The sequence below is a fragment of the Pseudomonas sp. B21-041 genome (genome assembly GCF_024748675.1).
Lineage (GTDB): Bacteria > Pseudomonadota > Gammaproteobacteria > Pseudomonadales > Pseudomonadaceae > Aquipseudomonas > Aquipseudomonas neuropathica.
Map to the genome: position 1 here is coordinate 3456344 of NZ_CP087175.1, position 12091 is coordinate 3468434.

Sequence of the window (12091 nt, forward strand, 5' to 3'; positions counted from 1 at the left end):
CCTTCACCGTATCTCAAATCACGAAACGCGCCACCATGGCGTTCAAATCCACCGCCAGTCGCGACAGTTCGTGGGTCGCGGCGCTGGTCTGGTTGGCCCCGGCGGCCGATTGCGTAGCCAGATCGCGGATGTTGACCAGGTTGCGGTCGACCTCGCGCGAGACTTGCGCCTGCTCTTCCGAGGCGCTGGCGATCACCAGATTGCGTTCGTTGATCTGATGGATCGACTGGGTGATCTGCTCCAGCGCAACCCCAGCGGCGCGGGCCATTTCCAGGGTGGTCTGGGTGCGCTGGTTGCTTTGCTGCATCGACGACACCGCTTCGCCGGTGCCGTTCTGGATGCCGGCGACCATTTTTTCGATTTCCTGGGTCGACTGCGCGGTGCGATGAGCCAATGCCCGAACCTCGTCCGCGACCACGGCAAAACCGCGCCCGGCCTCACCGGCGCGTGCGGCTTCGATCGCTGCGTTGAGGGCCAGCAGGTTGGTCTGTTCGGCGATGGCGCGGATCACATCGAGCACTTTGCCGATATCACGGCCCTGCGCGGCCAGGCCTTCAATCATCTGCGCGGTGTTCTGCACGTCGTGGGTCATGGTCTGGATCGCGTCGACGGTTTTCACCACTTGATCGCGACCTTCGCGGGCGGCGTGGGTCGACTGGTTCGAGGCTTCGGAGGTCGACACGGCGTTGCGCGCCACTTCTTCGACAGCGGCGGTCATCTCGTTTACGGCGGTGGCGGCTTGTTCGATTTCGTTGTTCTGCTGCTGCAGGCCACGGGAGGCTTCTTCGGTCACCGCGCTGAGCTCTTCGGCAGCGGCGCCCAGTTGTGTGGCGGAACCGGCGATCTGTTCGATGGTTTTGCGCAGGTTGCTCTGCATGGTGGCGAGCGCCTGCAGCAACTGCGTCGCTTCGTCCTTGCCGTCGACTTCGATGGTTTTGCTCAGGTTGCCGTCGGCAATGGTTTGTGCGGCCAGTACGGCACGGTTCAGCGGGGTGACGATGCTGCGGGTCAGCAGCCAGGCCAGTAGCACGGTGGCCAGCGCTGCGATCACGGCAACGATGATGATCCCGGTCACGGCGCTGTCGTAGTGTTCACCAGCCTTGGTGGCCGCCGTTTTCGCATCGGTCGTGTTGATTGCAATCAGCTTGTTGAGCTGCTCGCCCATCTGGTCAGTACCCTCCTTGATCCGCGTGTTGATCAGGGTGCGCATCTCGTCGAGTTTGTCCTGACGCGACAGCTCAATCATCTGACTCTGCGCTTGCAGGTAGTTGTCCAGGGTGGTTGAGAAGGTCTGGTAGATTTCACGTTCTTCAGGGCCTGCCGGCAGCGCGGCATAGCTGGCCTGAGCCTTGCGCGCCTTGTCGACCAGCACGGCAATGCGCGTTTGCGCCTCTTGCAGGCTGGCCGGCTCGCGATTGACCAGTACACGGAACGACAGGATGCGCATGCGCAGGACGTTTTCCGTTACCGCACTGAGGTGGGTGACACTGGGCAATTGCGTCGAGTCCATATCGATCGAAGCCTGACGGATGATCGACATGCGATTGACGGCGAACACACCGAGTACGATCACCAGCAAGGCGATAAAGGCAAAACCGAGAAAGGCACGGGGCGCGATATTCAGATTACGCAGGGACATAGTTGAGCTCTCGAAAGATAGAAACTACGAGCGTCCATGCGTCATCACTGGCCCGAGGGGGCGGGTTCAGTCCGGCGTCACTGTTTTAGGAAGTTATGTGCGCGCCTGTTAGCTGTATCGGCCAGGCTTTAGGAAGATTGCGGGTCAATAGCAACTATTTTTCCGGGTGTTACAACAATGAAACACTGTTGATCGCTTGGTGTAGGAGCTGCCGAAGGCTCGGGCCGCGATCGGACGATCTTTTGATTTGAGCTTTTAAAAGCAAAATCAAAAGATCGCAGCCTGCGGCAGCTCCTTCAGGGGTAGATCCCGATCTGGCTCAGCGTTTGGCGGCAAGCTGCCAGACGCGGGCGATGTCGGTGGCGCGTTCACGCAACAGACGCGGTGCTTCGGCACAGGCGTGTTCCAGTGTCATCGGGCCGCTGGTCACGGCAAATGCCGCATCGATACCGTGTTCGTAAAGTTCTTGATAACCCTCGCCCAACGTCCCGGCGATGACAATGACCGGGACGTCGTGCTGCCTGGCAATCCGCGCAACACCGAACGGGGTCTTGCCGCGCAAGGTCTGCGCATCGAATCGCCCTTCTCCGGTGATCACCAGATCAGCGCCTTTGACCGCTTCGGCAAGGCCAACCAGTTCGGCGACCACTTCCACCCCGGCTTGAAACTGCGCGCCGAGAAAAGCCTTCGCCGCAAACCCCAAACCGCCCGCCGCACCGCTCCCCGGTTCATCGCGGACGTCTTTGCCCAACGCTTGTGCACACAGTTCGGCGAAGTGCGCCAACGCCTGATCGAGTTGCTGCACTTGCGCCGGCGATGCACCTTTCTGCGGACCGAAAATCGCCGAGGCACCGTGTGGGCCACACAGCGGATTGTTCACATCAGCGGCGATATCGAAACGCACCTGCGCCAGCCGCGGGTCGAGTTCGCTCAAGTCCAAGCGTGCCAGTTGCGCCAGGGCCAAGCCACCGGCCACCAACGCTTGATTCTGTGCATCGAGCAACTTCACGCCCAGCGCCTGCATCGCCCCGGCGCCACCATCGTTGGTGGCACTGCCGCCAATCGCCAGAATCACCCGTTGCGCGCCGGCATCCAGCGCTGCGCGAATCAGTTCGCCGGTACCGAAGGTGCTGCTGATGCAGGCATCGCGTTGCCCCAGCGGTACCAATTGCAAGCCACTGGCCTCGGCCATTTCGATAATTGCCGTGTGGTTGTGCGGCAACCAGCCCCACGCGGCGTCGACGGCTGTGCCCAGCGGGCCACGCACGCGGGTACGGCGCAGTTCGCCTTCGCAGGCAGCCAGAATCGATTCGACCGTGCCTTCGCCGCCATCAGCCATCGGGCATTTGATCATCGTTGCCTGCGGCCAGATCTGGGCCAGGCCGAGGGCAATGGCTTCGGCGACGCCTTGGGCACTGAGGCTGTCCTTGAACGAGTCGGGGGCGATGACGATCTTCATGGGAATTCTCCGGTTGCAATGCCCCTCATGCTGCCAGTCGGCCTGCGCCTTGACGCCTGTCCGCTGCACAAGTGGCGGGGGCGTTTATTGTTCATTTTCACAAAGACAGGGAAAGTGGCGGTGAATGTTCGGCCGCCATCGCTGGCAAGCCAGCTCCCACAGGGATTGTCGGTGAACACAAATGTAGTGAACACCATCAACCCTTGTGGGAGCTGGCTTGCCAGCGATGGCGGCCTCAAAATCACCTCACGCCGACAGATCTGTCTGGGGTAACAGCTGCACCCCAAGATACAGCGCCAGCATCCCATCGAGCCGCAGCGGATCAACCCCACTCAACTCGGCAATCCGCTCCATCCGATAACGCAAACTGTTGCGATGAATGCCCAAGGCATCGGCGCAGGCCTGACTCTGGCCATCGTGCTCACACCAACTGCGCAACGTCGCCAGCAACTGGCCGTTGCCGTCCTTAGCGATCACCTTGCGCAACGGTTTGAGCAATTCGTCCAGTGCATCATCGTTACGATGCCGCCACAACATCACTGGCAATCGATAGCGGTTCAGCGTCAGCAATCGCGAATGCGGCAACACTTCGCGACCATAGGCGAGCAAGTCGCCCACGCGGCGATAACAACGGCGCAGCCCGGCGAGTCCATCGGCCTGCCCGCCCACGGCAATGCGCAGAATCTTCCAGCCGAGGCCGTCGAGTTTTTCCAGCAAGCGATCATGCTCGACGTTTTGACTCGCCGGCCGACACCACAGCAGTGACGACTTCGCCGAACTCACGCACCAGCTATCGGGATAACGCGATGTCAGCCAGGCACTCAACGCCTCAACGGTTTGCCCCGGCCCATGCTCAAGACCCAGCTCGAACAGATACGGCACCCGCGTCAATTGCGGTTTGAGGCCAAGTTGCTGCGCCTCATCGACCAGACGCGGCGAATCCCCCGCCTCGCTCAGCAGCAGCGCCAGCAAATCATCACAACGCTGGCGCCGCCATTGCTGCTCGGCCTGCTGATTGCGCTGGCCAACGAGCATTTCGGCGGTCATGCGCACCAGTTCGGCGTAAGTGCGCAACTGCTCCGGTTCGCCAGTGATGCCAAGTACTCCGATCAAGCGCTGATCGAGCAACAGCGGCAGGTTGATCCCCGGTTGCACGCCCTTCAAATGCACGGCGGTCTGCGCGTCGATCTCGACCACGCGACCGTTGGCCAACACCAGTTGCGCGCCTTCGTGACGGGTGTTGATGCGCTCCGGTTCACCGCTGCCGAGGATCAGCCCCTGGCTGTCCATGACGTTGACGTTGTAGGGCAAAATGGCCATGGCCCGGTCGACGATATCCTGGGCGAGGTCGTGATCGAGTTCAAACATAGCGGCGGCAATCCTTGATTTATGGCACTGGCGGTTGTTCACCCGCACAGGGTCTGACGGCAAACCCTGTGCGCAGGCACAAAGACAATCCAGCCAAAGGTGGCCGAGACTCTCGGGGCGATCAACGTTAACCTTTGCATCGCAAAAAATCATAATAAAGAGAGAGCCGCTATGTCGCAGAGCGCCGCAGCTACCCAGACCATCGATGACGGTAAAAACGCCGTTTATAAACGCATCACCCTGCGTTTGATCCCCTTCATTTTCATCTGCTACTTGTTCAACTACCTCGACCGGGTCAACGTTGGATTTGCCAAATTGCAGATGCTTGATGCCCTGAAATTCAGCGAAACCGTGTACGGCCTCGGTGCCGGTATCTTCTTCATCGGCTACGTGCTGTGCGGCGTACCGAGCAATCTGGCGTTGACCAAATTCGGCCCACGGCGCTGGATCGCGGTGATGATGATCACTTGGGGCACGCTGTCGACCTGCCTGTTGTTCGTCACCACCCCGACCGAGTTCTACACCCTGCGGCTGTTCACCGGTGCGGCTGAAGCCGGGTTCTTCCCGGGCGTTGTTTTGTACCTCTCGCAGTGGTTCCCGACCTTCCGCCGTGGGCGGATCATGGCGCTGTTCATGTCGGCGATCCCGGTGTCCGGTTTGCTCGGTAGCCCTTTCTCGGGCTGGATCCTCAATCACTTTGCTGCGGGCCAGGGCGGTCTGGCCGGCTGGCAGTGGATGTTTCTGCTGCAAGGCATTCCTACCGTCATCCTCGGCGCCCTCGCCTATTTCCTGCTGAGCGACAGCTTCGCCAACGCCAAGTGGCTGAGCCCGCATGAGCGTGCAGTGCTGGAAGCGGATCAGGCCGAAGATTTGGCGAACAAACCGAAAACCACCTCCGACTCGCTGCTGGCGGTGTTCAAGAACCCGGCGATCTGGGCGTTTGGCCTGATCTACTTCTGCATCCAGAGCGGCGTGTACGCGATCAACTTCTGGCTGCCGTCGATCATCAAGAACCTTGGCTTCAGCGATAACCTGGTGATTGGCTGGCTGAGTGCGATTCCGTATCTGCTGGCGGCGGTGTTCATGCTGGTGGTCGGGCGCTCGGCGGACCTGCGCAAAGAACGCCGCTGGCATTTGGTGGTGCCGATGCTGATGGGCGCGATCGGTCTGGTGATTGCGGTGAATTTCGCGGCCAACCCGGCCATTGCGATTCTGGGTTTGACCATCGCCACCATGGGCGCGCTGACCGGCCTGCCGATGTTCTGGCCAGTGCCGACAGCCATGTTGAGCGCCGGGGCTGCGGCCGGTGGTCTGGCGTTGATCAACTCGATGGGGCAGATGGCCGGGTTCCTCAGTCCGTACCTGGTGGGTTGGGTAAAGGACAGCACCGGTTCGACCGACGCGGCGTTGTATCTGTTGGCGGGTGTGATTGTGGGCGGGAGTCTGCTGGCGTTGCGCATGACGCGGACGTTGCGGGCTTGAGTTTTTGATGCACGGAAGAACGGCCCTTTTCAGGGTCGTTTTTTATTGGGGGTTCGGCTTGGAGTTTGTGGTGTTCTGTAGATCCTTTTCCCCCTCACCCCAGCCCTCTCCCCCAGGGGGGCGAGGGGGAAAGGGAGCCGATTGCCGGGCTATTCAGGATCTGAATTCGACTCGGTATTGCACGTCGGCGTACCTCTTTGAAACACCTCGGTCGGTCCCCTCTCCCTCCGGGAGAGGGTTAAGGTGAGGGTTGTATTGAGCTAATAATTCACTTTGCCGCGTCACGCGCTTCTGGTATTTGATTAGGGCTTTCCCACCGACAAAAGGATTTCGGCATGAGCTTTCGCACTCTCGGGCACTCAGGGTTACAGGTGTCCACCCTCACCCTCGGCACGATGATGTTTGGCGAGCAGACCAGCGCAGAGGATTCGCTGCGCATCATCGACAAAGCCTGGGATCAGGGGATCAATTTCATCGACACCGCCGATGTCTACACCAACGGCCGCTCCGAAGAGATCGTCGGTGAAGCAATTGCCCGGCATCGGCATGAATGGGTGCTGGCGACCAAGGTCGGTTTCGGCCCGGTGGACGGCGTGCCAAACCGCAGCGGCTTGAGCCGCAAACATATCTTCAATGGCATCGATGCCAGCCTGACCCGGCTCGGCACCGACTATCTCGACATTTATTACCTGCACCGTGAAGACCACAACACACCGCTTGAAGTCAGCGTGTCGGCGATTGGCGATCTGATCCGTCAGGGCAAGATTCGCTACTGGGGGTTGTCCAACTATCGCGGCTGGCGGATCGCCGAGGTGATTCGTATCGCCGATAAACTCGGTGTTGACCGCCCGGTGATCAGCCAGCCGCTGTACAACATCGTTAACCGTCAGGCCGAGACCGAGCAGATCACAGCAGCGCAAAGCTATGGCCTTGGTGTGGTGCCTTACAGCCCGCTGGCCCGGGGCGTGCTGAGCGGCAAATACGCACCGGACGCCAAACCGGACGCCAACAGCCGCGCCGGACGTCAGGACAAGCGCATTCTGGAAACCGAATGGCGCGTCGAGTCGCTGCGTATTGCCCAACAGATTCAGCAGTACACCGAGCAGCGCGGCGTCGCAATTGTGGAGTTTGCAATCGCTTGGGTGTTGAACAACAGTGCCGTGACGTCGGCGATCGTCGGCCCGCGGACGGAGCAGCAATGGGATGCGTACACCAAGGCGCAGACCGTGAAGATCAGCGCTGAAGATGAGGCATTTATCGATTCGCTGGTCACGCCAGGGCACTCATCGACACCTGGATTCAACGATGTGAGTCATTTTGTGTCGGGGCGTAAACCGCACCAGGCTTGAGTTTGCCCGCCTCCCTTCGACAGCCGACACCCTCGGCTGTTTTTTCAGCGGATCAAAGCGCGATCAAACGGAATGAGTTGATTGATCGTTCAGAAATAACCAAGGACTGATAAATGCCCAATCGCCCCGTTGCGGTTTCCAGCAAGCTTTTGCGCAGTCTGCTGTTCAAACTGCCAGGCGATAAGCTGCGCGATCCCTCTTCCTCGCAAGCAAACGCGACTACCGGCAAGCGCAAACCATCGATTGAATACCGTGCGGATATTGACGGACTGCGCGCAATCGCGGTGTTGTTGGTATTGATTTTTCACGGCGGTCTGGCGCTTTTTCCGTCCGGTTTTATTGGCGTCGATATCTTCTTCGTGATCTCGGGTTATCTGACGACCGCGATCATCATGAAATCGCTGAACAACGGCACGTTCACTTTCTCGGGGTTCTACACGCGTCGAATCTGGCGCTTGCAACCGGCCGTGATTGCGTTGCTGGTCGTTACGCTGATAGTCAGCACGCTGCTGTATTTGCCCGATGACTATGTCGATTTTCTCAAAAGCGAAAAGTACACGTCGTTAATCATCTCCAACCAATACTTTTCCAAAGTGACAACGGGTTACGCCACGCCGGATACGGCGAGCCTGCCACTGCTGCACACCTGGTCACTGGCCATCGAATGGCAGTGGTATCTGGCCCTGCCACTGGGCCTCTGGTTGCTTAACCGCTATCTGGCAAAAAGCGTTTTCAAAGCGGCGGTGCTCGGTTTGACCCTGGCGGCAATGGCGCTCGCGCTGTACCTGTCTTACACCAATCCAGAAAAAAATTACTACTTCTTCACCGCGCGAATTTTCGAATTGATGATTGGCTCCTGCGCAGTCATCTTCGGCACAGGCAAGTTCAGGCTCAATCGCCTGAGCGCCTCTCTGGTCTGTGCACTTGCGCTTGTCACGATTATCTATTGCGCCACCCTCGACGATATCCTGCCGGGCTTCCCGCAGTACCACGCCATTGCCGTGTGCCTGGCCACTGCAGCGTTGCTGTTCCAGGGTATTGGTGATGCAAGCATCACCTCGAAACTGCTGGCCTTCAAACCGCTGGTGTTTATCGGCACGCTCTCGTACTCCTTGTATTTGTGGCACTGGCCGATCCTGGCAGTGATGAGTTACATGGGCATCGCCCTCACCCCGCCGATGATCATCTTTTACTTTGTTTCGACGTTCGTCCTGGCCTGGCTCTGCTATGTGCTGGTCGAAAACCGGTTTCGAAAGGCCAGGCTCGGCTTTGCCAAAACGCTGGTCGTGCTGATGATCGTACCGGCTATCGGTCTGTCGCTGCTCCACGCTGCCAGCGTCAGGCATGAAGGCTGGCCCGACCGTTTCAACCAAGGCTATAACGAGGTGTTCAATGGCTTGAAAGCCTCTGTTCCAGCCAATCGGGAAGGATGCCTGGGCGTCAGCGATGGCGCCGATCCTGGCTGCATATCAGGCGCCGTGCAGGCCGCGCCGCAAATATTGCTGATGGGCGATTCGTTTTCGAATCATTACTGGGGTTTCGTTGAAACACTGGCCAGGGATGCCAACCTTGCCGTCCTCACACAGGGTTACCCGGCGTGCCTGGCCTTGCCCGGGATCTACCTCTATGACGAGAGTAAATACACGAACGGGCTGTATCAAAAATGCCATAACGCCACTCAACGCTATTACGAGATGATTGCGAAGCAGCATTTCAAGTATGTGATCGTGGGTCAGTTCTGGGAGGCCTATCTCGACGACGACATCGTCACCAGACGGGACGACCCGCGCAGCCCGGAACTGTCGCAACAACGCCTCGGCACCGCGATCCGCAAGGCGCTGGACAAGATTGTCGAGTCAGGCGCTACGCCGGTCCTTCTGGAAAACACGCTGCCCATGCCTGCCGGGATCAACACCTGCCTGCTGCAACAGGTCAAGTTGCGCGGCTTGATGGGCAGTGCCGAGCAAAGCAGTCTCTGCGCCACAGCGCCATGGTCAGGTGCCAAAGAGCCGGTGCTGGAAAAACTCTTCAATGACCTGAAGGCTGAATATCCCGGCTTGATCGTCATTGACCCGAAAATCGTGCAATGCAAAGACGACGCGTGTATGACCACCGTCGATGGCTTGCCGGTCTATCGTGATATTGGTCACGTCACCGATTACGCCTCTTACAAGTTCGGCGAGATGTACCTCAAGCGCTTCGGTAATCCGTTGAAGGTTGCTCAGTGATGTTTTCCTGGCACTGACTACGCTTGTGGAGGAATGGCCGCAGGCTGCGATCTTCGACTTTTAAAGGCAAGACCAAAAGATCGCAGCCTGCGGCAACGCCTAGACGGTATATGTGTGAAGAATATTGAGCATCTGCCCAATATTCAGCACAAAAACCACGTATCCTTCGCGCCCCGTTTGACCATCAACCCGCGAGGACAGTTTGTCTAAAGGTATCGCTCTATCGGTTTCGGCCTCGGTGCTGTTTGCCGTCATGTATTACTACACCTCGTTGCTCACACCGTTGAACGGCGTGGAGATCTTTGGCTGGCGGATGCTCCTGACGGTGCCGTGCATGACCGTGTTCATGCTGGTGTCCGGGGAATGGCGGCGGGTGCTGGAGCTGGTGCGGTTGATAGCGGCAAAGCCGAAATTGATCGCCGGCCTGCTCGTCTCCTCTGCCCTGCTCGGCGTGCAACTGTGGCTGTTCATGTGGGCGCCGCTCAATGGCTACAGCCTCGACGTGTCGCTGGGCTACTTTCTGTTGCCACTGGCGATGGTGCTGACCGGACGGATTGCCTACGGCGAGAGCCTGTCTTATTTGCAGAAAATTGCAGTGTTCTTCGCCAGTTTGGGCGTGCTCAATGAGCTGTATCAGGTCGGTGGGTTTTCTTGGGCGACGCTGGTGGTCGTGGTCGGCTATCCGCTGTACTTCGTGCTGCGCAAATATCTGAAGACCGATAACCTCGGCGGCTTGTGGGTCGACATGACCCTGATGCTGCCGGTGGCGTACTGGTTTGTGCAGGGTGGCGAGCAAGGCTTCGGCGTGTTCGATCAGTACCCGGGGCTGATGTGGCTGATTCCGTTGCTGGGATTGATCAGTGCGTCGGCACTGGTGGTGTACATCATTGCCAGCCGTTTGCTGCCGTTCAGTCTGTTTGGCTTGTTGAGTTATGTTGAACCGGTGCTGTTGCTCGGTGTGGCGTTGTTACTCGGTGAGAGCATCAAGTCCGGGGAGTGGCTGACGTATATTCCGATCTGGCTGGCGGTAGTGGTGCTGGTCTTCGAAGGCTTCAAACACCTGATGCGCCAACGCCGTCCTTAAAAGCGAAGGCTGCGATCTTTTGATCTACAAAAAAAATCCCGACTCTGCATTTCAGCAGGCCGGGATTTTTTCATTTCAATGGCGGATTACTCAGTGGCAAGCACACCACGACGCACCTGATCGCGCTCGATCGACTCGAACAGGGCCTTGAAGTTGCCTTCGCCGAAACCATCATCGCCTTTGCGCTGGATGAATTCGAAGAACACCGGGCCCATCAGGGTTTCCGAAAAGATCTGCAGGAGCAGACGCTTATCGCCCTGCTCCGAGGCGCCGTCGAGCAGGATGCCGCGCGATTGCAGCTGATCAACCGGCTCGCCGTGGTTCGGCAGGCGACCTTCGAGCATTTCGTAGTAAGTATCTGGCGGCGCGGTCATGAAACGCATGCCGATCTTCTTTAACTGATCCCAGGTCTTGATCAGGTCATCGGTGAGGAACGCAACGTGCTGGATGCCCTCACCGTTGAACTGCATCAGGAACTCTTCGATCTGGCCAGCGCCTTTGGACGACTCTTCGTTCAACGGGATGCGGATCATGCCGTCCGGTGCGGTCATCGCTTTCGAGGTCAGGCCGGTGTACTCGCCCTTGATGTCGAAGTAACGGATCTCGCGGAAGTTGAACAGCTTCTCGTAGAAGTTCGCCCAGTAGGCCATGCGACCGCGATAGACGTTGTGGGTCAGGTGGTCGATGATCTTCAGGCCGGCACCGACCGGGTTGCGATCAACGCCTTCGAGGAACACGAAGTCGATGTCATAGATCGAGCTGCCTTCGCCGAAACGGTCGATCAGGTACAGCGGCGCGCCGCCAATGCCTTTGATCGCCGGCAGGTTCAGCTCCATCGGGCCGGTTTCGATGTGGATCGGCTGAGCGCCGAGTTCCAGTGCACGGTTGTAGGCTTTTTGCGAATCCTTGACGCGGAATGCCATGCCACAAACCGACGGGCCGTGCTCGGCCGCGAAGTACGACGCCACGCTGTTCGGTTCGTTGTTGAGGATCAGGTTGATTGCGCCTTGACGGTACAGGTGCACGTTCTTGGAGCGGTGGGTCGCGACTTTGGTGAAGCCCATGATCTCGAAGATCGGCTCCAGGGTGCCCGGCACCGGCGATGCGAGCTCAATGAATTCAAAGCCCATCAGGCCCATTGGGTTTTCGTATAAATCTGCCATGGTGGCGCCTCATCATTTCTTATCAATTAACCAGGGTTATTTGTCAGTCATGCGAGGTCGGTGGGTGGCGCACAGGAGATGCCACGCACACTGCGGGCGAGGAAGTCACCGTAGATCAGTTGAAACCCGAATATCTTCATTGTCGACCCAAGGCTCTTGCGGGCGAGGCTTCTGCTGCCAGAAGACGATTATTATTGTATGCGTAACCAGATTCTACACAGCGTAAATAGGCTTGTCTGCCCTCCCTATAAAATCCGCTTTTTGGCGCCCGGCGCAAGGGCTTTGTTGCACTATGCTTTTCAGCGGCGCGCCGTTATCC

General features: G+C 58.5%; 8 protein-coding genes. 4 read left to right on the forward strand and 4 right to left on the reverse strand.

The genetic code is table 11. The annotated features are described in order from the left end of the window. Positions 1-13: 13 nt before the first annotated feature. From LOY43_RS15330 to LOY43_RS15340, 3 genes are all read right to left on the reverse strand, one after another. Positions 14-1639 carry a methyl-accepting chemotaxis protein gene (locus LOY43_RS15330; RefSeq protein ID WP_095050896.1) on the reverse strand — a complete coding sequence of 542 codons (1626 nt, stop codon included), beginning with the start codon at positions 1637-1639 and terminating at the stop codon, positions 14-16. A 319-nt stretch (positions 1640-1958) separates the two neighbouring features. Then, positions 1959-3098 (reverse strand): glycerate kinase, encoded by a 1140-nt coding sequence (locus tag LOY43_RS15335; protein WP_095050897.1) that lies wholly within the window; start codon positions 3096-3098, stop codon positions 1959-1961. A 246-nt stretch (positions 3099-3344) separates the two neighbouring features. Further along, the gene (locus LOY43_RS15340) at positions 3345-4466 is read right to left on the reverse strand and encodes a sugar diacid recognition domain-containing protein (protein WP_095050898.1); all 1122 of its coding nucleotides are present in this window, start codon (positions 4464-4466) and stop codon (positions 3345-3347) included. Positions 4467-4637: 171 nt separating this feature from the next. On the opposite strand from LOY43_RS15340, the gene LOY43_RS15345 reads away from it, so the two are divergent. The 4 genes from LOY43_RS15345 (at position 4638) to rarD (ending at position 10609) form a co-directional block, all read left to right on the forward strand. Beyond that, a complete protein-coding gene (locus LOY43_RS15345; protein ID WP_220556298.1) occupies positions 4638-5948 on the forward strand; it encodes an MFS transporter in 1311 nt (436 codons plus the stop codon). A gap of 335 nt (positions 5949-6283) precedes the next feature. Beyond that, a complete protein-coding gene (locus LOY43_RS15350; protein WP_095047776.1) occupies positions 6284-7297 on the forward strand; it encodes an aldo/keto reductase in 1014 nt (337 codons plus the stop codon). Between the two features lie 113 nt (positions 7298-7410). Further along, a complete protein-coding gene (locus LOY43_RS15355) occupies positions 7411-9525 on the forward strand; it encodes an acyltransferase family protein (protein WP_095126342.1) in 2115 nt (704 codons plus the stop codon). Positions 9526-9727: 202 nt separating this feature from the next. After that, positions 9728-10609, forward strand: a complete 882-nt coding sequence (gene rarD / locus LOY43_RS15360; RefSeq protein ID WP_258708316.1) for an EamA family transporter RarD — start codon at positions 9728-9730, stop codon at positions 10607-10609. 86 nt (positions 10610-10695) lie between these two features. Here rarD and hppD read toward each other — a convergent pair whose 3' ends face one another. Continuing rightward, positions 10696-11772 carry a 4-hydroxyphenylpyruvate dioxygenase gene (gene hppD / locus LOY43_RS15365; RefSeq protein ID WP_093431113.1) on the reverse strand — a complete coding sequence of 359 codons (1077 nt, stop codon included), beginning with the start codon at positions 11770-11772 and terminating at the stop codon, positions 10696-10698. Positions 11773-12091 lie beyond the last annotated feature (319 nt).

Coding starts and splice junctions, on each gene's coding strand:
- LOY43_RS15350 (WP_095047776.1), top strand. CDS start 6,284: ATGAGCTTTCGCACTCTCGGGCACTCAGGGTTACAGGTGTCCACCCTC.
- hppD (WP_093431113.1), bottom strand. CDS start 11,772: ATGGCAGATTTATACGAAAACCCAATGGGCCTGATGGGCTTTGAATTC.
- LOY43_RS15340 (WP_095050898.1), bottom strand. CDS start 4,466: ATGTTTGAACTCGATCACGACCTCGCCCAGGATATCGTCGACCGGGCC.
- LOY43_RS15330 (WP_095050896.1), bottom strand. CDS start 1,639: ATGTCCCTGCGTAATCTGAATATCGCGCCCCGTGCCTTTCTCGGTTTT.
- LOY43_RS15355 (WP_095126342.1), top strand. CDS start 7,411: ATGCCCAATCGCCCCGTTGCGGTTTCCAGCAAGCTTTTGCGCAGTCTG.
- LOY43_RS15335 (WP_095050897.1), bottom strand. CDS start 3,098: ATGAAGATCGTCATCGCCCCCGACTCGTTCAAGGACAGCCTCAGTGCC.
- LOY43_RS15345 (WP_220556298.1), top strand. CDS start 4,638: ATGTCGCAGAGCGCCGCAGCTACCCAGACCATCGATGACGGTAAAAAC.